Raw genomic sequence first — 25,318 nt, 5'->3', positions numbered from 1 at the left:
AAACCTTGCTTGTCGATATCGGTTTCCAGCACTTTTCTGTATTTCATTCCAGGTATATCTTGATTTAAGGAAAAAAATTTTTTACGGTCTCATATCAAATAGCATTTTTCCTGAATAAATAGCTAACCATCCTTTAGATACTAGGCCTTCATACATCACTGGAAAAAGGGACCGTGCGCTAGCAGCACGGTCCCATTCTATTACCCTTCCACTATCTGAATATTATAATCTTTGAACCAGACATGTATTTGGCCCAAGTGTGCCAATAATTGAGGACCGGTCATCAACTGACCAAACCATGGGAGTTTGAAGGCCTCTCCTCCTGAATCAACCAGGGATGTTAATTTGTCATATTCAAAAAACTCGTGCAATACGGAATTTCGGTCCGCAAGCATTTCTTTGACCCAAGACTGGACTCTTTCTGTATAGGCCGGATTATGTGTCTTGGGATACGGGCTCTTCTTTCGGTACAAGACCTCGTTTGGCACCAGTCCCTCCAGAGCCTTCCTTAATATTCCCTTTTCCCGATTCCCGGTTATCTTCATTTCCCAAGGTATATTCCAAACATATTCTACAAGCCGATGATCGGCAAACGGCACCCGTACCTCCAGGCTTGCCCCCATGCTCATTCTATCCTTCCTGTCCAGGAGCGTAGCCATAAACCATAGCATATTTAAATAAAATAATTCCCTTCTGCGTGCTGCGTCACCTGACTCCCCCGCAAGCCTAGGTGTCTCAGCGACTGTCTGGAGATATTTTTCCTGGACATAATCCCTCAGTTTTAAATCCCGCTGCCATTTGTCCCTAAGTAAACCTTCCCTTAGTTCTGTGGAGCGCATCCATGGAAATCCTGCTCTATTCATGTCATCTTCTCGATAAAACCAAGGGTAGCCTCCAAATATCTCATCTGCACACTCACCCGAAAGACCAACGGTAAAATTCTGCTTTATTTCCCTGCAGAACCAAAGCAGGGATGAGTCTACATCAGCCATCCCAGGCAGATCGCGTACATAGAGTGACTCAATCAGGTAATCTGCAAGCTGCTGCTGGGAGATCACAGAATTACGATGGACCGTACCGCAATGATCCGTCATCAGTTTAATCCAGTACTCATCGGCAGCAGGCTGGAAGTCATTTGTTTCGAAAAATAAATGATTGTCTTCATAGTCGATCGAGTAGGTGTGCAGAGGGCCTTTTCCCTCACTGGCATATACCTTTGCTGCTATTGCAGTAATTGCACTGGAATCAATTCCTCCCGATAGAAATGTACACAGCGGGACATCAGAAACGAGCTGTCTGGTAACAGAATCCACAACAAGGTGGCGTACTTTCTCTGCTGTCTCTTCGGCCGAATCCGTGTGAACATTACTTTGCACGTTCCAATAGCGCCATACTCTTTTTCCAAGGGGAGAAACCGTCATTGCATGTGCCGGCCGCAGTTCATCAACTCCACGAAAGACCCCGTTTCCTGGTGTCCTTGATGGACCCAGCCCAAACAACTCAGCAAGCCCCTCCCGATTTAATTCTGCCTTCATGTCAGGATGGGCAAGAATCGCCTTCAGCTCCGAGCCAAAGACTAGGCCGCCCTTTTTTTCAGCATAAAATAATGGTTTGACACCCAGCCTATCTCTTGCAAAGAACACTTTCTGTTCATTGTCATCCCAAATTGCAAACGCAAAGATTCCATTAAAAAATTCCACGCACTTTTCTTTCCATTCAATGTAGGAAGTAAGCAAAACTTCTGTATCACTATGACCCTTAAAAGAATATCCTTTTAATAACAATTCCTTCCTAATGTCTTCTGTATTGTACAGCTCCCCATTGTAGCATAATGTATACCTATTATTCCGGTGTTCCTTCGTCATGGGCTGTTTGCCGCTCTGGGGGTCCACGACGATCAATCGTTTATGGCCAAAAACTGCATGGTCGCAGGACCAAGTATTATTTTCATCCGGGCCTCTTTTTGCCAATGTTTCCGCCATTTTTTTACCTACTTGCAGTTCATTGCTTATATTTTTTTGAAAGTGGACCCATCCTGTAATTCCGCACATTGATTTCATCCTTTCCATACAAGTTGTTATACCTATGGATATTATCTAATTCGTTGTCTTATGTGCCAATGGGCGTGCAATTTATCTCTAAATGGGTTTTAAGCTCCTTTCAACAAGGGGGGATAGAATAACCTATGCACCTGCCGACATATGGTTATTTGTCCAGTGATATTATCTGAATGTTATATTTTCCTTGGAATTTGTCAAAAAAGTAGGTGAGGCATTCCACTTTTGGAGGGTATTAAATTATGAAACAGCAGCGTGCTAAACTATTCAAGCGCCAAACCAGGGCATATGCAGAAGGAACAGTGGAATATATTAATCATCAATGGATATTTTTTGATGATGAAACAGATGAGGCCTCTTCTCTTGAAGAGTATTTACATCATGAAATTGAAATCTACCGGGGAAAACGCTGGAGGAAAGGAAACCTTGAGGAAAACAACCTCGTAAGATATAAAAACGAAAAATATCCGCTTCAGGATGGTGAACATATCCGGATAAGAAAACAGCTGATTTATTCTTTTGAGAGGCTGCTTGACGAATTGAACGATGATTCGTTTTTTCAATTTGTCACTACCTTAAATTCCCTTGATTTTTCTATATATGATTGTATCTATAGCTATAATCAGCTTACATTCCTAAGAGAATCCAGCGCACAATCAGGCGTCAATTTCTTTACTTTTGATAATGGGACCATATTATGCTCGGTACAGCACCATTTTTGCTACTCAGAAAATGAACATGACCGGTTTGAATTCACACTAAATACTGGAAAGCGCATAGTCATCGAAAAACTTAATTCCCAGCATTTATAACAACAGACTGCCACTCGGAAATAAACATACGATACTTCCGGCGGAGGCTCCGGCATTAGAAAAGTTGATAAGCATAAAAAAAATCTGCCGTCAATGGAGGACGGCAGATTTTTCATTCAGTACAATATTTTGTTTAGGACTCAAAATCAAAACCAATCAAATCCCTGAGGAAGGGAAAATCCTAAATAAAGGACAACGACAAAGGCAAGCGCAAAGACTGCCCATAACGCTCCTGTGCTTTTTCTTTTTTTCGACCTGACCAGGATCATCTCCATAAGTACGATTACAATTATACCTACAAGAGCCTTCACATTGTATGCAGCTGGAATATTTTCCGCCGCAGTAAATAGAAGAATGCCTGAAATAATTATCAAAATATAAAATAGCCGTACAATCATATGTACAATTTTTGAACCCTTGGCATTATTACCTTTATACATAGAGGCGCCTACAAAAAATAAAATGGCCGCCACCAGCCAGGCAGTAATATGCATATGTGTCATGTAATAAATCCTCCTGTAAAATATTCCACTCTATCATATCATAGCGAATTATGGAAAAACAAAGTAATATACTTCCGGCGTAGAGTTATCTATACCCCGGCAGGTTCCAGGCATAAAACCAGCCTTTTGCTGCCGGGATCTAAATGCTAGGATCGGCTGTGGTGCATTCTTATCCGGATTTATTCTCCGACAGTATTCTTTAGCGTCCCGACTCCCTGAACGGTAATCTCTACCGTATCCCCTTGCTTTAAATATTTAGGCGGCTTGAAACCCTTCCCGACTCCAGCAGGTGTACCCGTTGCAATAATATCCCCCGGTTCCAGCGTCATTCCTTTGGAGATGACCTCGATTACTTCTTCTACCGGAAAGATAAAATGCTGGGTGTTCGATTGCTGCCTTACTTCCCCGTTTACCTTGGTAACAATATCCAGATGGCCTGGGTTTTCGACTAATGATTTATGGACAATGTAAGGTCCCATCGGGCATGAACCATCCAGACTTTTCCCAAGCAGGAACTGCTTATGTTTTGCCTGTATATCCCTGGCCGTTATGTCATTAAGCACTGTATATCCAAAAACATAATCAAGAGCCTCTTCACGATTTATGCCCTTACCCTGCTTCCCAATTATGACGGCAAGCTCTCCTTCATAGTCCAGCTCTTTGGTTAAGTCAGCGTGGCTTGGGATTTCTGCCCCATCGCCGATGACGGTGGTCGGAGTTTTTGAAAAAAGCATCACATGCTCAGGAATATCATCAGCACTTCCCAATTCCAATGCATGCTCGGCATAGTTTTTCCCTACACAAAAAATATTTTTTGCCGGTCTGGGGATAGGCGCCTGGAAAATGACTTCATGCATGTCTGCATATAATCCCTCGGTATTCGTTTCGCTCCAATCTACAATTTTTTGTACGGCTTCAATGAATGTTTCGCCCAGCTTAATGCAGTCTGCGAGATTATTGGGGAGCCCAAGCTCCACATCCTCTATTTTACGTGCAGCTTCTGCAAGCAGAAGCACCCGGCCATTTTTGTCATCGACATAGACTACATGGCTTTGATTGTCATATACTACGGTTGCAAATTTCATATGCGCCTCCTCCAAAGAGTTATAGAGTACCAAGAAACTCTTCTACCTGTTTCCTGGTTTTGAATATGAATATATTTTTTCCTTTTGCATTCAGCAGGCGTTCCTTCAATGCCGGAGCCTTCCTCCTGTTAAAGGTCCTTACATACTGGAAAAACTCCCAATCTATTTTTTCGGGACAGCCTTCTGCCATATCAGGCCTTGTCCTTCCTATGTATTGAATGCGCCGTTTCACAATCCCATATAGGCACCTCAATGTGGGAAAATCTAAATATATAACTGTATCTGCTTCCTGAAGCCTTTTTTCAATTGTAGCAGTATAATTGCCGTCAATAATCCAGGCATCTTCGCGAAGAAACTCCAATTGCATACCAATCCATTCATCCCTGGGCGTTTCCACCCAGCCCGGTTTCCAATAGTGTGAATCCAAATGGATAGCCTTTATATGCAGTCTGTCTGCAAGCCTTTTCGCGAGTGTCGATTTGCCTGAACCACTGCACCCCATAATCAATATTTTTCGAATCGGCGCCACCTCCGCTCGTGTCAAATACCGCCTGTCTGTATGGTGCAGGTTAGGTTCTCCTCATGGCCGGGACCTTTCCATATGTCAAGGTGCGCCACACATATTCTACAGGCCCAAGACGAAATTTCCTGAGCCACCATATGCTCGCTAAAATCTGTATCCCAAAGATGATAAATACTAATATAGTTCCCCACGTGAAACTCACTTCCCCGTACAATCCAAGACCATAAGAATAAAAAAGCAATGTGGAGATAATGGATTGAAGAAGATAATTACTCATGGACAGCCTGCCGGGATACGAAAAAGGAGCCAGCAGTTTGTATATCTTCCCATTCTGCAGAATAAGGACCACGAAGGTTATGTAAAATATGGATAGCAAAGGGCCGCCAAATTGATCCTGCCAATATACCCAGCTATACGAATAAGAATTCCAATATGGAACGCATTTAATCAATATTCCCGGCACGCCCGTCAGCAGCATAATCGCAGCCAGAATTTTTTTATGCTGTTTCGGATTATGGAGCCAATTTAACTTGGCAAATGCCGCTCCTACCATAAATAACGGAAATATCGATAAAAAAATAAAGATAAATCCTACTGGGCCGTTCACTGAATACCAGTCCTCAGCACGCTGTCCGGTAATTTCTGCAAAACTGCCACTCTTATAAATTTCCAATGCTTGATTGGCCTTGTCAATTTCAGTCGGCATCGGTATATCTTCTCCGAGAAACATGGCAAGTAGCGTGAGCAAGCCCAGCAGGAAAAATGGAATGAAATATAGAAGCCCGCCAAGCAGTAATAAAGACCTGCCACTCATCTTATAAACCAGCAAAAATGCAAACCCGCACAAAGCATAACTTATTAAAATATCTCCGTGCCAGATTAAAAAAGCATGTATACACCCGAACAACAGAAGTGCAAAAAGCCTTCTAGAAAAGATCAATGGAAATGACTGTCCCCTTTTCTGCACCCTTTCCGATAGGATGATAGCACCAAAACCAAACAAAAAAGCAAAAAGAGGATAAAAGCTTGCCTGTGCAAAAATGTCATTGATTATGTAGAGAGTCCTGTCCGGGTTTTTGTCCCACCAATCCAAAGGATTAATATACAGGAAGGGGGAATGGAAGTCCGGCATGTTCACAAGGAATATTCCCAGAATCGCTATCCCTCTTAAAATATCAATTGAGATAATCCTATCCCTGTCCAGAATCGGGTTCATCTTTTCACTCATGCTTCTGCTCCATTCATTAAAGAATGTGTAGCTTCCCGAAATGATCGGGCTTGTAGACGAAAGCCAGACACCGAAAAATTACACTCATATAATATCCTATCAGTCTGTAAATTCGTTGGAAAGGATATTTTATAAATCCGGACGCTGGCTTCGCAGAAATAGTGAAAGATGTGCATTAAGTGTTTTGTTTTAATACAGCGGTACTGTATGATATCTTAATTCACAAACCTGCCAGATGTTGTTTCAGTATTCCAATATTCCTCACGCAGCCGCATCTTCTGAATCTTGCCAGAAGCGGTTTTCGGCAGCTCACCTATAAAAGTCACCCCGGTGACCGCTTTGAAATGAGCCAATCTCTCCCTGGAAAATGCAATAATTTCTTCTTCAGTAACCATTCCTTTATTCTTTTCAACTACAAATGCATGCGGAGTTTCGCCCCATTTTTCATGGGGAATAGCAATGACAGCGGCTTCCAGGATAGCCGGATGTTCATAAAGCACTCCTTCCACCTCAATCGAAGAGATATTCTCTCCTCCGCTGATAATGATATCCTTTTTTCTGTCGACAATGTCGATGTGCCCATATTCATCCACCGTCCCCATATCACCAGTGTGGAGCCATCCATTCCTTATTGTTTCCATGGTAGCTTCTTCATTTTTCCAATAACCCTTCATTACACCGTGGCTTCTGGTAATGACCTCCCCAATCTCTTTTCCATTATGCTCCACTTCTGTTCCGTCATCTTTTACAACCTTCACATCGCAGCCTATCATCGGATAACCGGCTTTTGCTTTTATACTGAACTGCTCCTCCATCGGGAGGTCGCTAAGCTGCGAACGAATGGTGGAAATCAGGCTTAAGGGCGTACTTTCTGTCATTCCATATACCTGGATAAATTCCCATTTCAATTCTTGTTCCACGCGCTTTACAAAAGCTGGAGGAGGCGCTGAGCCCGCAATAACCACCCTAACAGATTGTTCAATGGATGGGGTGTGGACAGCGAAATACTGCAGCAGGGAATTTAAAACGGTCGGAGCCATATGCATAACCGTTACATTGTGGTTCTTCACAGCGTTACATATATTTTCCGGTGTGGCTTTTTTTAGGCAAATGTGTGTGGCCCCGTTAGCGGTGTAATAAAATGGCGCACCCCAGCCGTTGACATGGAACATTGGAAGCACATGAAGGTAAATATCTTGATCTGTGACCCTTAAATGATGCATGGAGCTGAGTGCGTGAAGATAGTTATTTCGGTGGGTAAGCATCACTCCTTTGGGCTTGCCTGTCGTTCCACTTGTATACAGCAGGCTGCATACATCATTTTCATGAATTTCAGCCCTTTTGAATGCGCTGCCTTCCTGGTTCGCCAGCCACACATTGTAATCGGTTTCATTAGTTTCCTCATTCTTATAATGGACGATGATATGCTCTACACTTTCTAATTTCTGCTTAACGGGTTTTATCAGATGATATAAATCCTGATCTACAAACAGAATTTTGGACTCGCTATGATTCAAAATAAAAACATAATCATCCGGAGTCAACCGGATATTTAACGGAACCATAATTGCTCCGAGCTGAAAGACAGCGTAAAATCCCTCCAGCATTTCAACCGTGTTAGGGGCAAGAAATGCAACCCGGTCTCCCTTTTCCACACCCAGATTCCTCAGTCCATATGATAATTGGTTAACTCGGCTATTTAGCTCCCGATATGTAAATTCACGGTCTTCCGTAATCACAGCACGCTTTTCCCCATACAACGTTACAGCCCTATCCAAAAAATGCGTTAACACCAAAGGAACATCCATATTGCCACCCCTAATTATTTTAATATTCTAACTAATTTTATTCTAACATATCGAAGATTAGCTTTAAAACATAGAGCATACAGGCATTCAGCAGTAATTTTTTGTAGAACTATACTTCCACAGGCTTCCGGACGCACATTTAGGTATAATGCACATACAATAATATAGGATTTCGATAAAAAGGGTGATTCCTATGCCGGCGATTGTCGGTGCAATCCAGATTATCAATATCGGTTCCAGCGGCGTATTTCATATAGGGGACGTTTTTCATATCGGTCCAAATTCTGTCACCAAGACATTTGCAGGTGCCGGTTCATTTAATACAGGTGAGCAAGTTTCAGTATATAACGCACAAAACTCAACGAATACGTTAGATACCGACGCTGCCGATCAGCCTATTACACTGACATTATAAAATATGTGATGCGTCTTGGGAGGTTGTTCTGATGATTTTGAATATCTATCAGACTATACAGATTAACATGATAAAAATAAATAATATAGGAAATTCCTCAGTGTTCCAAATCGGAAGTGCAGGAATCATTAAGCCATTATCCACACTCGCTAATACTGGAGGCTTTACAGCTCCTGCTCCACAGTTAAGCGGTGAGACAACTGTTGCCACCACCTAAAGTCCGTTCACTGAAACAATGAGCCGGGACCTCACCTCTATGCAATACAACGCATAAGTTGGATAATGTTGATGCCACAACTCCGTTTAGCCCGAGAGGAGGTGAACTCCTGTTTGAACAATGAATTTTATAACTATACCTATCAGATGCAGAAATACCTTGAATCCCAGAACCAGCGAATCGCTCATTTAGAAACTGAACTTCAAGCATTAAAAAAACAGGTTGCCGATTTAACAGAAAGACCTCATGTAAATATTGAGAGATTGGAATATAAATTTGACCAGCTGAAAGTCGAAACACTGGAGGGCACCTTACACATCGGCCTCAATCCGCAAGACTTAAACCAGATGGATGAATTGTCCGTCAATGGAATGGTACCGGGTATGAATACTGCCCCATTTCCCGGAAGAAAAGACCTAATTCAGGATATTCAGGCCGATATTGTGAATGATACTGATAAAATGATACAAGCAGCAGAACAAGAAAGCGGGCAACCTCTCGATCCCTCTTATCAGGAGTTCATTAAATATGACCTTGCGAGACAGCTGGAGGGGCGCATAGAAATGTACATGAACAAAATACCGAATACAGAACACTCTTCGGAACAAATCAGCAGCATAAAAGAAAAAATAACCAGTCAATTAAAAAACGATATTTACCATGCCATAAGGCAATTTATAACCAATACGCAGACAGGGGGTGCCAACCCAAATGGAACTTAACATCACTAACTGCAGGCTTACAGTCGGAAGCATCGATATACTTGCAGTTTCGGCATCGTCACTCGTCCTTATCGGCGATACACAAACAATTCAGCTTGCATCCGCTTTTGATACGCCGCCAGAGTCCTTAATCATCGGGCCTACTGTGCCGTTCAATCCAGTAGGTTAGTATGTTTTCAAGAATCTCTAGAGTGAACAGAATTTCGCTGAAAACCTTGGTTTTCAGTTCTGTCTTTCAGATTGGCGATGTCAATATGATTGATGGAAATTCCAATAACTTTGCACTCCAGCGCGAAGAAGCCGACTATTCCGGACAGGAAGGAAAAAACCTTACAGATCCAATTTTCACATTTACTCCACCCCAGCTGTTGATTTATGAACCATTATGGATGACTGTAAATAATCCCCACCCTTTTATAAGTGTTGAGAGTCTCAATATCATAGGGGCCTCAGCTTCATCCGTAATTGGAATCGGAAACGTAAGGAATGTAAGAATGCGCTCTGCCATAAAACATATAAGACAGCATACAGGGGTAACCGGCTCTTTAGATGAGGAGTGATGAATCATGCTGCACAACAAATTTTCGGGAGTCTCCAAAAATAGCTTAATCAAGTGCAAAGTCTAAAGAAAAGGATGTTTTGATATGCCAGCAGTTGTTGGACCAATTCAAGTAATAAATGTCACCGGCGGTGTACTTCAATTCGGTGACACACTGGTAACATCCCCTAAAAGCGCATCAAAAACCTTTAATGGCTCCGGCTCGTTCAATACTGGATTTGCGCTGTTCCCCGCAAGCGGGCTAAATTTAAATAATATTGTGGATTTGCAAGGCATCGATCAGCCTATAGCAGGAAATAATTAAAAAAGCTAACCAGTATTATTGTGGGCAGCCTAGGGTTATCAGCCTTATGCTGTTCTCTTTTTATGGAAATGTTAATAATCTACGAGGCAAGTATAGCAGTACAAAAGTGTAATTGTTTTCAAAATAGCGGATACCTCTGATCACCTTTTATTACCCAATCATTGGAATTGATATAAAGGCCCATTCCATTCTAAGAATAGTAATACATAGTGTCCTGTGCCGCTTCCCTCTCAGTGCTGCATTGAAAAAAAAAGCGCAAGCACCCTGATCACATGCCCTCTCCTAATTACTGCTCCTTCCTATAACAAACGCCAATTTCAGCACTTCCTGTGCAACTCCGCCAAGCATAAGAAGCAGCTTGCAGGAAGGCCTGTCTTCCCGAAAAGGGTGGCTTATGACCTTAGGGCAGACTAAGATTACCACGTACTGCGACGACAGGCACCAGTACATCGTTGACGTCGAAGCTGTATCAGTCTAAAAAAAGTCATACTTCCTTATCTATAATAAGTTGGACTAAAGATTTTGGTCTTTCATTTGGTACCATCTATATAAGCAACCTGTTAATTGGAGTGAAAGGTGCGTGACTCGTCGAAAATGCCATGGTATTTTTTCCGTGCCTAGCCATATTCGAGGAAGCCCTTTCAAAGTCCAGCTCAACAAGCAGGCACAGGGAGACCCCACAGGCGCTAAATCATGCTGCCCAACGGAAAGCGAGCGCTTCACAAAATTCAACAGCCATATCATGGAGGAAAACTTTAGTTCAATGTATATAAAAAAGGAGTATGAAATCTGAAAATTTTATACTCCTTTAACGTTTGTGCAACAGGGGTTACATCAAACCTCCAGCAAATGGGCGCCGTCAAGGAAAAATAGATAACGCTCGCTTACTTTTATTTTTAGAATATCTTCTACGGCCCTTGTATACAAATCAAGCTGAATACGATAACGGTCTGAAAGAATTTCTTTTGCTCCTGCAAAACCATTTGCAAAGCGATTGGTGATTGCATCTGTTTTATAATCCAGGAGCACGACTCCCCTTTCATCTTCGAAAACACAATCAATGATCCCCTGTACTAATATTTGCTCGTCATCGCCAGACCAATCGGTATAAACCTGGCTGGCGGGAATCGACATTGTAAAAGGGACTTCCCTTTTTAATTTTTTTGCTTTCTTCAGGCGCTGACCTATGGAGCTGTTAAAGAAAGCAACGACTGCTTCGATATCGACAGCATCACTTTGCTCCTCTGTCAGCAGTTCCCTTGTTATCATCCTCTCAACTAACTGTTGTACCTTTTCGGCAGAGATTATCTCGTTTACATTTATATGCTGCATGACAAGGTGGGTAATCGTTCCCCGCTCAGCCGGAGTCAATGATTTTTCCTGCATGAATGCCGGCCGTGTCTGTATAGGCCGTTTGAATCTGCGCAGCAGGTCAGTCGAGCTCTGCTCATCCTTCAAATCATACTGCCTCTTTAATTCGGAAACAGACTGTTTAGATCTATGCACTGCAGCTTGCTGATGGGCATATGCCCACTGCAGCTGTCCCAAAACTTTCCCCTTGAATTCCGATTCCAGTGCCACCGGCTCTAAGTTTTTCACAGAATCCAGCCATTGGTCGTATTCGGCTTTTTCTTCCTCAATATCCGTTCTTAGTTCCTCGTTCGGAACTATTTGAATCTGCCATTGGGAAGGATGTTCGACAATCTCGGGATGTGCCGGAGTCGATAATTGAATCGGGATGGAGCTTACAGACCTATGCCTTATAATAGAAGGGCCAATCCAGTCCATAAAGCTTTTGGCGCTGGCCCGGACATTATCCTTCAGCAGCCAGGCATCATTGGCTGCCCCGGCTCTCCAGCTCTGCAGACTTTTCTCCGCATCCTTCAGCGTCCCTATTAAATACAGCTTTTCCTTCGCCCGGGTTAATGCCACATACAGTACCCGCATTTCTTCCGCAACCATTTCCAGCCGCTTCTTCTTCTTGAATGCAATCTGCGGAAGTGACGGGTAGGTAAGTCTCAATTCAGGATTGACATATTTGGATGCAAATCCAAATTCCTTATCCAGCAAATAGGATTTTCTGATATCCATCATATTGAACTGTTTTGAAAGTCCTGCAATCAGGACAACCGGAAACTCCAGACCTTTTGAAGAATGGATTGTCATCAAGCGTACGACATCCTCCTGTTCTCCCAGAGCTCTTGCAGCACCAAGATCGTCTCCCCGCTCCTGCATTCTTTCTATGAATCTCAAGAATCGGAATAACCCACGAAAAGAGCTGTTCTCATATTGGCGGGCCCGGTCATAGAGCGCCCTCAAATTGGCCTGGCGCTGTTTGCCCCCTGGCATCCCGCCTGCAAAATCATAAAATCCTGTCTCACGATATAATATCCAGATTAAATCTGAGAGAGCCTCCATCGTGGCCAAATGCCGCCATTTTGACAACTGTTTGTTAAATGCCGATATCCTGTGATAAAGCTCTGGATATTCCGCCGGGTTCGCCTTTCGGCAGAACTCAGCTACCGCTTCATCAAATGTATTTGGACTGAACAGGCGGATTTGCGCCAGCTGTTCCTCATCAACCCCGACAATTGGCGAGCGAAGTACAGAAACGAGAGGGATATCCTGCTGAGGATTATCAATTACCTTCAGTAAAGAAAGCATGATGGAAACTTCAGTGGCCTCAAAGTAGCCTGTCGATAGGTTGGCATATACAGGAATGCCCTGTTTCTTTAATTCCTCCATGATTTGCGGTGCCCATGGCATAGAACGCAGCAGGATCACAATATCGCGATAGGTAATTGAACGATAGCTCCCTGTCTTTGCGTCATATATTTGATGCTTTTCTGAGATAGCTTCCTTAATGATGTTGGCCATCTGTCTAGCCTCTAATTGGGCGGTTTCTAATTCCTCTGAGTCAAATGTGCCGGCTGATCCTTCGGAGGCTTCATCAGCATCGGACTCTCCCCTGTTTGCTGTTTGTCCATCTTTATTGTTAATAAGATAGAGCTCAATTGGGTAATGTTTATCCTCCGGATAAGCAGCTCCCTTCTTGAGTTCTGCGTCACTGTCGTAGTCAATCTCCCCCACCGTGACTCCCATCAGCTGTTTGAACAGATAGTTGGTTCCATCCAGGACCTCTCTTCTGCTGCGGAAGTTCCTATTAAGGTCAATTTTAAGTCCGGTTCCATCTCCTTGGTGATTAAAACGGTTGTATTTGCCAAGAAACAGATTAGGTTCTGCCAGCCTAAACCTGTATATCGACTGCTTCACGTCTCCTACCATAAAAAGATTTCCACTGTATTCACCGTCGGCTGTAACAAGGCGCAAAATCGATTCTTGTACAAGGTTGGTATCTTGATACTCATCTACAAGAACCTCTTTGAATTGCTGCCGATAATCCAGGGCCGCCCTTGATGGCAGACTGTCTAAACCGTTTCGCCCACCTGTAAGAATTTCCAGGCAATAATGCTCAAGGTCGGAAAAATCCACCAGATTTTTCTCCTGTTTGGCAGTAGTGAATCTCCGGTCAAATTCCTTTACAAGCTCAACAAGTGTCGCAGCATAGCCTTTTAATTCCCTCATGTCTCTCAGGAAACTTTCAGGCATCCTTGAGAACAATTCATTTTTCATTCCATCCAGTATTTTTTTTGCTTTTTTCCGGTATTCGCCTGCCGCTTCCAATAAATCGGGATCAAAGTCATCTCCGCTGCAGCGTTTCGCTGTCGATAATTTAGCCCAGCCTTGCATTTCTTCATATAATCGCTGCCAGGACTCCTCAAACGCAGAAATGAAGCGATCAGTTATTGCCAGGTCATCGAGATAATTTTCTGCACGCGGTGCCGGTCCCCCTGGCTGCTTTGCCAGTTCCAGCGCCTGAGTAAATAAATCCTTCGCAGCCTGAAGCTGAAGATTTATATCAAACGCCAGTGCAGGATAGAATGGGAGATCTTCAATCATTGTGTCCTCCGACAGGTCATACATCTGAACCACTCTATCCAGCCATTCAGCTGGGTCGGGGTAGGCACGGGAAAACTCATGGAGCGCTCTTATCATTTCCTGCAGGGCAGCGTCATTTCGATCAGCCGTATACGCATCTACAAGCCTGAAGAAATCTTCATTATCACTTTTACCGTAATGCTCTTCAAACAGGTCATCCATTACTTCATCTCTAAGTAATTCTCCCTCTGTAGAATCAGCAATCCTGAAGCCGGGGTCAATGTCGGTAAGGTAATAATATTTGCGGATTACCTCCAGGCAAAAAGAATGCAGGGTTGAGATTGAAGCACGATTTATTAAGCCAAGCTGCTTCCGCAAATGCTGTGAGCCCGGATCGGCATTGATCGCCTCTTCCAAAGCCTGGCCGATTCTATGCTTCATCTCTGCTGCAGACGCATTTGTGAACGTTACGACCAACAGTTCATCCACATCTATTGGATCCTCTTCGGACAGGATTTTTTGGATAATGCGCGTTACCAGTACGGCTGTCTTACCCGAACCGGCCGCCGCTGCCACAAGGATGTCCTGGTCCTTGGCCCAGATGGCCTTCCATTGGTCATCCGTCCAGGTAGCATCCGTTGGTTTAGCCGGAATAATGGTTTTACTCATGACTTGACTGCCTCCGCTCTCAAAATTTCCAAAATATCATTCTGTTTTTTAGGTGACAGGTTTTTAAATTGATTTTCTTCCAGCGATTGATCGAACTGGCAGACTGATTTATAAGAACAAAAGGTGCACGGTGTCTTTTCCTTCAGCTTAAATGGCGTGATGTCCACATTGCCATCTACAATGGCGTCCCCTGCTCTTTGATAGGCATCTCTCACATGATTTTTCAGCAGTGCGAACTCGTCCTTGCTGGCAATCTGGGAGCTAGCCTGAAGGCTGCCATCCTTTTTAAAGCCGGCTGGAATGATATCCGAAGAATTATTCTTGTCACGTTCCAACCCATTGTCCATTAACCCGATAACATCCGGTTCGCCAAGAATGAGGCCTTTCATTTTAAAGCTTTTATAAATGGCCTTCTCGATTTCATCCATGCCAATTAAGCCATTAGAGTTCACAATAGGATTATGGACATGGAAGTATAGCACACCAGCCGGCAATGCTTCCTTGCCGACAAGGGATTGTGAATGAGTGATGACAATGTCCAGATAGGTGAGCATCTGAAGTGCCAAACCATAGTATACTTCACTGACATTCAAATCCTTTTCACTCGACTTGTAATCCAATACTCTAAGATATACTCCGCCATCTTGCTCGGCTTGATCAACACGGTCAATGCGTCCGATAAGCTCCATTTTTGTCCCGTTTTTCAATGTAAAGGTGAGCGGAGGGAGCTGGCCGTCTTTCCCGAAGCCCAATTCCAATCCAATTGGAGAAAATCCGCTTGCCTTAGCATGTTCGCTCAGCACCATGGATGCCCTTGCAATGACATTCTCCAATTTTCTTTTTAGGTAATGGTGGCGGTTCGTGCTTAAGAGAATCTGGTTCTGCAACTTCGGCGCAAGCTGTTCGACTGCTTCCTTTGCAAGCACCATACATTGGTCTTTTGTCAACGAGGACCAGGCTATCTTATTTTGATGTAAATAGTCCGAAATAAGCTTTAATGCGCCGTGGAACATTTCACCTATATCCGGTGCATCCAGCCGGAATATTTTACGATCCTGCAGCTTTAAGCCATGGGCTACAAAATGAGAAAATGGACAACTATTGAACATTTCCATCCTGGATACACTCGCCAGTATATGGTCTCCATATAATTTCTTGCTTGTATCCTGTGATAGCTGCTTCGTCTGATTCTGGTAAAAGAGGCTGGACAATACACGGGCCGCTGTAGCTTTGTACCGGTCATCATCCATATATGCGTTATACACATCCCACCATAGAGGGTGAATTGGATAATTTCGTTTCTTCAGCTGCAGCTGTGCAGCTAAATAGGATAGTGCCACATCATAATTGGCAGCAAAATGAACCTGCTGTTCTGCCGGCAAGTCTGATGGATCGCCCATATACACGAATTCCGCGGCGTTTGGCAGTACCTCACAAACACGCTTGATATACGTTGACGGAATCAGAGTCTTTCCTTCTTCGTCAGCAAGAGGATACGAAAGATACAATTTTGTAGAAGGAGTAGTAAACGCCTTATAGGCAGTAAACTCTTCGTCAAGCAGCCTTGTACGGGAATCAGGTGCCACCTCAAACCCTTCTTTTAAGAGACTATTCCTGTCGTTATCGGATAATATCCCGTCCGAGGCAGCTCTTCCGGGCAAGACCCCCTCATTCAGGCCAATCACAAATGCCGCCTTGACATCATCCAGGCGAGACAAGTCCAAATTGGCAATGAGTACCTGGTCTATCGCAGGAGGAACCAGCGAAAATGTCAATGACTCCAATCCGGTCTCTATGATGGTTTGAAAGGTCCTTAGCGTTATCTTTTCTCCGCTGAGCATTTCTACAAACTGATCCAGAAGGCCAATTACCGCATCCCATGACTGCTCATGCTCCCTGGCTAAAACCAAATCTCCTTCGTCTTCAGCCTGGAGCTTCAGCTTGTCCAATTTTTCCGGTACATGCAGCTCTTCAAGGTACAGGTATAGCGCTTCACAAAACTCCCGTCCACTCACCGCACGCTTTAATCTGCGGGATAGACGCATAATGGGTTCACTGAACATCTGTTTAAGGTCGTTAACTTCATCCTCCATGCGCCTCTCCTGCTCTGTCTGGGCCCGTTCCACAAGCTCAAGCCCCCTGATGCGCCTGTATCCCCATCGCTCTTTGGAAGACCACTTATTCCCTGATATCCCCCTTGAAAGAACATAGTTTTCAAAGCGGTCTACCTGCTGTCTCACTTTACTTGCATTCCGATTGATTGGATAAAGCAGCTCCGTTTTAATCGCACGAAAAACAGGCTCATACCGCCAATTGGTCAGAAGAATCTCAAGGGTTGATCTAATCAACTCTATCAGCGGATGATTCAGCATAGAGCGTTTCGCATCAATGAATATAGGAATCTGATAATCTTTGAATATTGTACGGATATTATCATGATAAGCCTCGCCGTTTCGCAGCAGGATGGCAATGTCGCGCCAGCGGTAGCCTTCATCCCTGACAAGCTGCAGAATATGGCGTGCTATCCCTTCTATCTCAGCCCTTCTATTGACCGCAGGAGAAATCGTCACATCAGTTGCTCCATCAAATTTCCTGGCGGGCCTTATGTTGAAATTAGTTTCCAGATGGTCCAGGCTTTTGCTTTGTTCAAACCGGGGTTTTTCCTGCAGGATGATATCCTCGTCCCGACTAATTACCAGCCTTTCCGCCGCTGTATAAACGCTGTGATACATGGTTCCGGTCTGGCGGAATAAGTTTAAAGGGTCCGGAGGGTGGGTTTTGTAGGGCTGGTCCAGCGTCAAGGATATTGTCACATTCTTGGCACGTTTCATTAATTCTTCAACGATCATCAGCTCCTGAGGAGTAATGCTGTAGAATCCGTCTATATAAATATCGGCCGAAGCAATATACGGGGAGTCAGCCATCTTTTCCACAAGAAGCCTGAAATAATCTTCCGAATCAAGGTACTTGCCGATAAGCTCATCTTCAAATGCTTGATAAATGACTTCCAGGTCATTCAATTTATCCTGGAGCCCTTCGTCCGATTCACCAGGATTATCTTTGTTCTGTTCCCTAAGCTGCTCGGGGGTTATGCAATACCTTTTAAATTCGGTGAGCATTTCCTCCAGCTGGGCAATGAAGCCCTGTTTTTCAGCGGAACGCCTGAACATCTTCAGGTCACCCTTCTTTTCTTCCATGATTTTCCGGATAAGCATATTAACGCCGACACTGTCCAGATGCATTCGGCTCATACCGCCTGTTTCCTGCAGCACGCGCCAGGCAAGCCGTGTGAAGCTGTACACCTGTGTACGGATCATTCCCGCAAGACCGGGGCTAGTTATTAATTTATATTCAGATAAAAATGTCATCTGCTCGGGAACTAGATAAATGATTGGATTTCCATCAGGATTTTCATCAAGCCTTGTACGGATCTCATCCAATATAGTGGACGTTTTTCCTGTTCCTGACCTGCCCAGTAAAAAACGCAGCGACATAAAACTCCTCCTCTTGTAAAACAGGCACAGGCCAATTAAGGTTAATCAAGTACTGTACTGCCTGTAATTTCATTTTACAACTGTTACAGTTGTTACTTTTCCAGTGGTTTTTGACTAATTTCTATCATACCAGAAACCTGAACGTTTTTTTAAAAGGGCAGCCGTTAATTAATGGAATCCTCCCTTCCATATTCCAATGTTGCCAAAGGAAAAAGACATTGGTTCACCAATGCCTTCAAAGATTGTAATAATAACTTAATTTTACCTTAATTTTGCAAAAAAGTACAATCGTATGTTCGTATAAAAACACGATTGCTCGTTGACATTCAAACTAAAAAAGACCTCACATTTAGGGAAACACCTCACGCCGATACAGCATACAGCCGGCTTATCCCCTGTCAATTTATTATTTTTCCTTGACAAAATCAACATTGAAGTCTTCGATGGGCCAGTATCTGACATCGACCTTTCCTACTACCTTGCTTATTGGAATAAATCCAAAATGTCGGCTATCCATGCTTCCCAAACGATTATCTCCCAGTACGAACAGTTTCCCATTTGGAACGGTTTTGGAGTCCGTCAATTCCCCTAATGTAAAATCTCCTGTAAGACGCTGCCCTGGGAAAGGTTGTTTATATCCCGTTAAATATGGCTCCTGATATTTACGGCCATTTATATACAAGTTATCGTCTTTATAAACGATGTCGTCTCCCGGAAGGCCGATCACCCGCTTTACATAATCCTCTTGATCTGTCGCATGAAAAACAATGATATCAAAACGATGGATATCGGCTATCTGATAACCAATCTTATTTACTACCAGCCTGTTGCCATCCTGAAGGGTAGGCTGCATAGATTGGCCTTCCACTTCATAGCTGGAAAAGAAAAAGGTCCGAATCAGGAAGAACAAAACTAATACCGTGATGCCAGCCTTCAACCAATCCTTAAAAGAGTTTTTATGATCAGCTGCCATTCTTCATCCCCCATCAAAGCTTTACTAACCATTTTCTCTCTTTACCGCTCTATTTAATCTTACTTCTATTCTTTTTCCTGCATACCAAAGAATAAAAATAATAACAATGACAATAACTGTTCTTATTGGCTGTCTTACTAACGAGACAATGTCATATCCTATAAAACTGATAATGAAGATCATCACCATTTTTCCCGCTCCTGTTGCGAGGCCATATTGAAGCGGGCTGATTTTTGAAAGGCCGGCAACAACATTTACGATTGCAGATGGAGTAAATGGAAAACAGAGGAGCAGGAATAATGGTCCAAAACCATGCCTGTCCACCCAATCCATTAGTTTTTGAACCTGCTTGTGCTTATGCAGGAATCTTAGCATTCGACGCTGGCCATATCTACGGAAGATAAAAAATACGAGCATAGATCCAGTAACTGCCCCGGCCCACGATATTAAAAAACCAAGCCAGAGCCCGAAAGCACTGGCATTTGCCAGTACAAATACGACCAGCGGCAGAAACGGCAAAAAGGCCTCCAGCATAGGCAGCAATAACCCAGGAAGCAGGCCTAACGAACGGTATTCTTTTATTAAATCTAATATATTTTCCAGAGTAAGCCACTCGCGAATTGTATCAAAATCCATTTTTTTCTCCTTAGCCATACACCGCAGCAGACAATGATCTATCACCGGTGGAATGATATGATGGGTAACTTCTAACTTAGATATATCATGTTCCCTCGAAATTGCAAGTATTATACGAGTATTTACATAAAATATACTCTAAACCGTTCCCTATTGGAGTCTTTTTTACACTTATTTTTGCAATTTCATAAATCCGCTTGATTCCTTCGAATTTATTTATTACGATAAATGCGAACAAGTGTTCTTTTCGTACACAGTTTCATATACATACATATAGAGTGTTTTATGTTCGCTTAGGCCAGAAAGGAGCTAGACCCATGACCCGAATTCCGGAGCATGACAGAAATATCATAGAGCAGGCCATCTATCTTCCGATGGTAGCCACAATCTTAAATAGGGATCTCACAGTCATCAAACAAAGTCCATTCAAGCTTCCCCAGCCTTATATCGATTTGGTGGAGGAAGCATTAAAAATTGTACAAAGGGAGCTGGCGGAAGTAAGGCAATATCTCAGAAAAGAAAATATAAAGGTCAGCGAACTTAAGCGTGATGATGCTTTTACAATGTACAGTTTTCTCTATCATGGCTATGAAGAACACCACAATTATTTCAATCCAAGGCTTCGGAACCGAGTTGAAGAGCTTTTGGCCTTTTACCTTTATAAACGACTTCTGCAGGAAACACCGACATAAAAATACTAAAATCATAAATAAACTGTAAGGGGTAGTTGGCACAGGGAGACATGATTACCCGGCTCACTCCTTTTATTGCTGCTGAGCTTTGGCTTGTTGTCCTGATAATTCTACTCGATCTAGCAATAGAAAAAGTTCTAAATAAACGTGTCCTTCATAGACTAGCATTATATAAACGCCGCTTAGCAGCAGCAACATTCTTGAATTTATGAGAAGAAGGATAAAAAAAAGACAAAATTGCAATCACCCGCCTTGGTCCCTGTCCAATTATTTAGAATCAAAAGAGAGGATGATATATTTATGGCACATATTAAGAAGTTAATTTCTCGCAACGTCTATACCATATCATTGTGGATTCTAGTTTATGTTGTCTCGTATTTACTCTCGAAATATACGCTTTAACACTGGGATATCAAGGGAAACTTATTCATTTTCATTATCTTATTTAAAATATACTTTCTTATATAACAAAAAAAGCTGGGACGGATTTTTTACCGTACCAGCTCTTTTTATGTTGATGTTAGTTGATTTGCTCTGAAAGGTCATTCACTTTCTTCAAAACCCTATCAGCTTCTGCACCTTTCAACAATGTGGGCTGATAATTGTTCCTTGACGAGACGGAAGAAATCGAAAATGGAATGATTTTCATATCTTTCTTATCGGACAACTTTCCATTTTCAATGTAGAATGTCTGCTGAAATACAAAAGTATCCTTATCACGCGGATTTCTGTTTCCTCCAAACATAAAATTGCCCAAACTATAGACAATATATCTCCCCTTATATTCTTCTATTCCCTGAACGACATGCGGATGATGGCCCAATATCAGATCCGCCCCGCTGTCTATAGTAAATCGTGCCAAAGTTTTTTGTGATTCATTTGGCACATAGTTGCTTTCTATGCCCCAGTGAAAATGCACGAGTACGATCTGAACCCCCTGGTTTCTTAAATTTGTGATTGCAGTGCTTACCTTGTTTCGGAGTTCCGGTGTATCCTGCCAGCCTTCGTAACCAAGAGCACCTATTTTTACTCCTTTTACTGTCGTAACATATTCATTCTCATAGCCAAAGTATCCAACGTTGTTGTTTTTCAGGACCGCCTTTGTATCCTCATAGCCTTTTTCAAGATAATCCTTGATGTGGTTATTCGCCAGGTTCACTGATTCGATTCCTGCCAGCTGAAGAATTTTCACATAGGAGGGGTCTCCTTTGAAACGAAAGGTTTTTTCCGCCTTTTGGGTAGCATTCGTCAGCGTGGTTTCCAGATTTACTGAAGAGAAATCATCTTTTTTAAATATATTATCCAATTTTTCAGCAAAGTAAGAAAGGCCCTGGTTATCTGCCTCATCCGGGAATGAACCGGTGTAGGCAAAGCTCTCATCCGTACCAAGCGTAAAATCACCTGCTGCACTGATTTTAATTGTTTCTGTCACTGGCTCAGGTGGTGACGGCTGTTCCTCCTGTTGTTCAGGTTCCTGTTGTTTTTCTTTTTTTGCCTCAGGCTTTTGCGACTCAGTATCAGATTTAGATGATTCCTTCACGATCACAGTCTGCGTTACCTGCTGATCCCGATTTGTCACAAATTTATAAGCAAATATTCCTGTCAGGATTACTATAGCCAGTAACAGGAATCTCCTAATCGGTCTTCTCAATCTCCTGCGCCTTTTAGCGCTTTGACTTTGTCTATTCCCCGCTCCGCTCATATTCATTGAAGCCCCTTTTTGGCATGTTTATGTAATTTAGTTTAAAAATCACAAAAATATCTTTAATAATAGGACGATAGGTATCTGTTTTTTGTTTCATGTATTTCATTATATAGATAGTTTGATATAGTTTACAGAAAAAATTTACATAGAAGGGTATTATTTTCTCATATGAGATATATAAGCAGAAGTTCCCAAGTACTGCGGGATGCGGGTTGTGACCAGGAATTCTTTGGGTATAATACATATAGGGCATGAACACTAAAAAGCACAGATCATAATCCCGAAAGCAACGTGGAAGAGTAAGAAGAACCGATAGGGGGGCTGCAAATGAATGGACAAAATCGAAACGACATTGTACCAGGAAGCGAAGTAAATATTGTATTAAAGGCAGATCAGAAAACAGGGAAGCTCACAAATGGGATTGTAAAGGATATCTTGACCAATTCATCCTTCCATCCACACGGAATAAAAGTAAGATTGACAGATGGGCAGGTAGGAAGAGTCAAAGAAATAATCAAAGCCTGAAGAGAAGAAAAAAGCAGACTTTAGCCATCTACTATGGCTATGCTTGCTCGTAAAAACAGCCAGCCACAATCCTTATTAAACTACCTTAGCAACTCATCAGAATTGCCTGCCCTGGTGTCTTTTCGTCATGGCTTTACAAGACAATTTTTGTTTAAATCATCTATGTTTCTGTTGATATGTCAGAACAAGGCAGTACACCCTCAGCAGTCTCAGACTACTAGCAACGGAGCAGAGGAATAACACAGCCGGAGGGATGTCATCCCAAGCCGGCTATTTCTGTCCCATGCCGGCCCCGCATAACATCGGGTCAGTCAGCGTTGACAGGAACACTGGGCGCGGGTCGTCCGCGTTGCCTCTCGACGTGGACCTTCCACTTGTGACGCCTTTAGCCAACGCTCCTATAAAACGCTTTCAACATCAGTTCTTCTTATGGATTCCCGAAGAATATTTGCCGTTAGTTTCAGATGCTTCCAGGGTCCGGGGAGAAAACATGTAAAAGGATTTCCTCTCAGTCTCCTCTATCCTTTGACGAAGTCTGTTTTTTAACAGCGATGTCCTCATTAGCTGATTCTCAAAAGAGCTGTCGGAAATAGGTACATCTATACTTTGTTTGTTTCTGAATGTGATTGTAGTATTGGAAAGATCAATTCTCTGGTGGTGTTCAATATGTTCATAAGCTATCCAAATGCATTGTGGGCGCAATGGAGAGGTTGTAGGAAAGAAAAAAATGGAGCTGGTTGGGTCAATCGCAATCGGTGCCTTGTGTGTAATGCCAATCAGTTTCTTTGTTCCATCCTTCCTGCCATCATAGCTGCTGCCGAAGTATTCACAGCTCCTTTTTATAATTTCAATTGGTTTAAAAGGAGATATGTATTCTCCCTCCAATTCAATGATACGGGAGTAAATTCGGCTGCCGTATGCAGTTGGCATAACTAAAAGAGTATAGGGTGTTATTTCGTATTCTTCGATAATCGCCTGTTTGACTCCTTCCATGCATGTTCCCCCTTTCTTGTTATAATCCGATTGTCCCATATAATGATACAAAAATGTAAATTCAAAAATAAAATTCACAAAAAATTTGAAAAATAACCCTCCATATCTATCGAAACAGAAAATTTTTTTAAATATTAAAAATTTTCTGTTGAATATGTACGCAACCTTTCCATATAATAAAAAAAAGGTCAGGGGTGGTTCTTGATGAAAAATGACAAGTCCCAATCAGAACTCGTGAAGTCTTATGCGACGGATAAAAATAAGAAAGAAGCCTGCCTGAAGGAATTGCTCATTGATATGATTATTCACGAGTCCATTTTAAGCTATCGTAAATCCATCATTAAACAAGAAATAAATGATGCATTGGACCGGCGTGATAAAGATCGTTTTTTTCAATTGAGCGAAGAATTCTTAATCGTTGAAAGAATGCTTGGAAGCTGATCTGGTCTAAATAAAAGCAAAACCTGCTTGCTGCCTGCTGTTTTGTCACATACTCAAAATAAAAAAGGATCCTTACTCCACGAGAAGGATCCTTTTTTGTTAAGCCCTATGAAAAGAACCCATTACTTCCGTTGTCTCGGTTATGTTGACAAAGGCCTGCGGGTCAACTTCATTAATGAGTGCTTTCACATCATGGAGCTGATAGCGTGTAATTACAGTCATTAAGATTTTACGGCCCTCCCCGGAGTAGCCTCCCTGTCCATCCATTAAAGTTATGCCGCGATAAAGATTTGCCAAAAGCTTAGTCTTCATTTCGTCACCCTTTTGGGTCACAATCATTACCGTAAGTTTTATGTGATTTGTGTGGATCGTGTCAATTACTTTACCAGTGGCATAAATAGCTACAAGTGTATTAAGTGCTGCGTCCCAATTAAAGATAAAACCTGAAAGGGTCACAACTACTGCATTCATTGCCGATAAGAGAGCACCGAGCGGGAAATCCTTTTGCTTTGTCAAAAGCATTGCAATAATATCAAAACCTCCCGAAGATCCTGAAGCCCTGAAAATTAGCCCAATCCCAATTCCTGTTATGACGCCGCCGAATAAAGAGGAGAGTATAGGTTCAGAAGAAATGGCATGTACAGGAACCAAATATAGGCTAATCGACAACGTCACCACTGAAAGGATCGTTAAACCAATGAATCGCTTTCCCAGTTTGAACACACCGATAACCAGCAATGGCAAATTAAGCAAAAAGTTCAACAGACCAGTATTTATCGGCGTAATAATCCCTAACATGATCGCTATACCGCTAAGACCGCTGCTCAGTATTTGATGGGGAATCAAAAATAAATTATAAGCCACGCCGACAATAAGGGAGCCCATTATGACTGTAAGTAATCTGTACATAGCTTGTCTCCTCGAATACCGTGATTTTTAATTATTATAGTAAACAATCGGGCATTAGAAAATTTAAAAGTATATTCTGACTATGGCGGTCTAATGCGAATAAAAAAGC

Annotated in this window: 23 protein-coding genes; 10 read left to right on the top strand and 13 right to left on the bottom strand. The window is 42.6% G+C overall.

Features of this window, described 5'->3' with window-relative positions; translation table 11 throughout:
- Positions 1–200: 200 nt before the first annotated feature.
- A complete protein-coding gene (asnB, locus tag V1500_RS05695; RefSeq protein WP_409304615.1) occupies positions 201–2,051 on the bottom strand; it encodes an asparagine synthase (glutamine-hydrolyzing) in 1,851 nt (616 codons plus the stop codon).
- 245 nt (positions 2,052–2,296) lie between these two features.
- On the opposite strand from asnB, the gene V1500_RS05690 reads away from it, so the two are divergent.
- Positions 2,297–2,869 (top strand): DUF2777 domain-containing protein, encoded by a 573-nt coding sequence (locus tag V1500_RS05690; RefSeq protein WP_409305926.1) that lies wholly within the window; start codon positions 2,297–2,299, stop codon positions 2,867–2,869.
- 146 nt (positions 2,870–3,015) lie between these two features.
- Here V1500_RS05690 and V1500_RS05685 read toward each other — a convergent pair whose 3' ends face one another.
- From V1500_RS05685 to V1500_RS05665, 5 genes are all read right to left on the bottom strand, one after another.
- Positions 3,016–3,372, bottom strand: a complete 357-nt coding sequence (locus V1500_RS05685) for a YisL family protein (protein WP_409304614.1) — start codon at positions 3,370–3,372, stop codon at positions 3,016–3,018.
- A gap of 179 nt (positions 3,373–3,551) precedes the next feature.
- Positions 3,552–4,457 (bottom strand): fumarylacetoacetate hydrolase family protein, encoded by a 906-nt coding sequence (locus V1500_RS05680; RefSeq protein WP_409304613.1) that lies wholly within the window; start codon positions 4,455–4,457, stop codon positions 3,552–3,554.
- Positions 4,458–4,476: 19 nt separating this feature from the next.
- The gene (locus V1500_RS05675) at positions 4,477–5,001 is read right to left on the bottom strand and encodes a DNA topology modulation protein (protein ID WP_409304612.1); all 525 of its coding nucleotides are present in this window, start codon (positions 4,999–5,001) and stop codon (positions 4,477–4,479) included.
- 25 nt (positions 5,002–5,026) lie between these two features.
- The gene (locus V1500_RS05670) at positions 5,027–6,208 is read right to left on the bottom strand and encodes a DUF418 domain-containing protein (protein ID WP_409304611.1); all 1,182 of its coding nucleotides are present in this window, start codon (positions 6,206–6,208) and stop codon (positions 5,027–5,029) included.
- A gap of 215 nt (positions 6,209–6,423) precedes the next feature.
- On the bottom strand, positions 6,424–8,016 hold the full coding sequence (locus tag V1500_RS05665) for a long-chain-fatty-acid--CoA ligase (RefSeq protein ID WP_409304610.1): 1,593 nt from the start codon (positions 8,014–8,016) through the stop codon (positions 6,424–6,426).
- Between the two features lie 193 nt (positions 8,017–8,209).
- Between V1500_RS05665 and V1500_RS05660 the strand changes: the two genes are divergently transcribed.
- From V1500_RS05660 to V1500_RS05635, 6 genes are all read left to right on the top strand, one after another.
- On the top strand, positions 8,210–8,431 hold the full coding sequence (locus V1500_RS05660) for a spore germination protein (protein ID WP_409304609.1): 222 nt from the start codon (positions 8,210–8,212) through the stop codon (positions 8,429–8,431).
- A 31-nt stretch (positions 8,432–8,462) separates the two neighbouring features.
- Positions 8,463–8,648, top strand: coding sequence for a spore germination protein GerPB (locus V1500_RS05655; protein ID WP_409304608.1), 186 nt, complete (start codon positions 8,463–8,465; stop codon positions 8,646–8,648).
- A 113-nt stretch (positions 8,649–8,761) separates the two neighbouring features.
- Positions 8,762–9,370 carry a spore germination protein GerPC gene (gene gerPC, locus V1500_RS05650; RefSeq protein WP_409304607.1) on the top strand — a complete coding sequence of 203 codons (609 nt, stop codon included), beginning with the start codon at positions 8,762–8,764 and terminating at the stop codon, positions 9,368–9,370.
- Positions 9,360–9,539: a spore gernimation protein GerPD gene (locus V1500_RS05645; RefSeq protein ID WP_409304606.1), complete on the top strand. Its 180-nt coding sequence runs from the start codon at positions 9,360–9,362 to the stop codon at positions 9,537–9,539. Before gerPC ends, V1500_RS05645 begins: the two co-directional genes overlap by 11 nt.
- 1 nt (position 9,540) lies before the next feature.
- Positions 9,541–9,930 (top strand): spore germination protein GerPE, encoded by a 390-nt coding sequence (locus V1500_RS05640; protein ID WP_409304605.1) that lies wholly within the window; start codon positions 9,541–9,543, stop codon positions 9,928–9,930.
- An 84-nt stretch (positions 9,931–10,014) separates the two neighbouring features.
- A complete protein-coding gene (locus V1500_RS05635) occupies positions 10,015–10,233 on the top strand; it encodes a spore germination protein (RefSeq protein ID WP_409304604.1) in 219 nt (72 codons plus the stop codon).
- Between the two features lie 834 nt (positions 10,234–11,067).
- Here the strand turns inward: V1500_RS05635 and addA are convergent.
- From addA to V1500_RS05615, 4 genes are all read right to left on the bottom strand, one after another.
- On the bottom strand, positions 11,068–14,841 hold the full coding sequence (addA, locus tag V1500_RS05630; protein ID WP_409304603.1) for a helicase-exonuclease AddAB subunit AddA: 3,774 nt from the start codon (positions 14,839–14,841) through the stop codon (positions 11,068–11,070).
- Entirely contained in the window at positions 14,838–18,335 is a 3,498-nt protein-coding gene (gene addB, locus V1500_RS05625; RefSeq protein WP_409304602.1) for a helicase-exonuclease AddAB subunit AddB, read from the bottom strand. Before addB ends, addA begins: the two co-directional genes overlap by 4 nt.
- Before the next feature lie 406 nt (positions 18,336–18,741).
- Positions 18,742–19,308, bottom strand: a complete 567-nt coding sequence (lepB, locus tag V1500_RS05620; protein ID WP_409304601.1) for a signal peptidase I — start codon at positions 19,306–19,308, stop codon at positions 18,742–18,744.
- A 24-nt stretch (positions 19,309–19,332) separates the two neighbouring features.
- A complete protein-coding gene (locus V1500_RS05615; protein ID WP_409304600.1) occupies positions 19,333–19,944 on the bottom strand; it encodes a TVP38/TMEM64 family protein in 612 nt (203 codons plus the stop codon).
- 317 nt (positions 19,945–20,261) lie between these two features.
- Between V1500_RS05615 and V1500_RS05610 the strand changes: the two genes are divergently transcribed.
- Positions 20,262–20,636, top strand: a complete 375-nt coding sequence (locus tag V1500_RS05610; protein ID WP_409304599.1) for a hypothetical protein — start codon at positions 20,262–20,264, stop codon at positions 20,634–20,636.
- A 520-nt stretch (positions 20,637–21,156) separates the two neighbouring features.
- Here the strand turns inward: V1500_RS05610 and V1500_RS05605 are convergent.
- Positions 21,157–22,344, bottom strand: coding sequence for a CapA family protein (locus V1500_RS05605; protein WP_409304598.1), 1,188 nt, complete (start codon positions 22,342–22,344; stop codon positions 21,157–21,159).
- A gap of 324 nt (positions 22,345–22,668) precedes the next feature.
- Between V1500_RS05605 and V1500_RS05600 the strand changes: the two genes are divergently transcribed.
- On the top strand, positions 22,669–22,866 hold the full coding sequence (locus tag V1500_RS05600; protein WP_409304597.1) for a YwbE family protein: 198 nt from the start codon (positions 22,669–22,671) through the stop codon (positions 22,864–22,866).
- A 417-nt stretch (positions 22,867–23,283) separates the two neighbouring features.
- On the opposite strand, the gene V1500_RS05595 is transcribed toward V1500_RS05600, so the two are convergent.
- Positions 23,284–23,859 carry a competence protein ComK gene (locus tag V1500_RS05595; RefSeq protein ID WP_409304596.1) on the bottom strand — a complete coding sequence of 192 codons (576 nt, stop codon included), beginning with the start codon at positions 23,857–23,859 and terminating at the stop codon, positions 23,284–23,286.
- Positions 23,860–24,063: 204 nt separating this feature from the next.
- Here V1500_RS05595 and V1500_RS05590 point away from each other — a divergent pair, with 204 nt between their 5' ends.
- Positions 24,064–24,300 (top strand): IDEAL domain-containing protein, encoded by a 237-nt coding sequence (locus V1500_RS05590; RefSeq protein WP_409304595.1) that lies wholly within the window; start codon positions 24,064–24,066, stop codon positions 24,298–24,300.
- Between the two features lie 99 nt (positions 24,301–24,399).
- Here V1500_RS05590 and V1500_RS05585 read toward each other — a convergent pair whose 3' ends face one another.
- The gene (locus V1500_RS05585; RefSeq protein ID WP_409304594.1) at positions 24,400–25,209 is read right to left on the bottom strand and encodes a YitT family protein; all 810 of its coding nucleotides are present in this window, start codon (positions 25,207–25,209) and stop codon (positions 24,400–24,402) included.
- Positions 25,210–25,318 lie beyond the last annotated feature (109 nt).

Origin of the sequence: Peribacillus sedimenti, assembly GCF_046237635.1 — a bacterium.
GTDB lineage: Bacteria > Bacillota > Bacilli > Bacillales > DSM-1321 > Peribacillus > Peribacillus sedimenti.
This window is presented reverse-complemented; position numbering and strand designations above follow the sequence as displayed.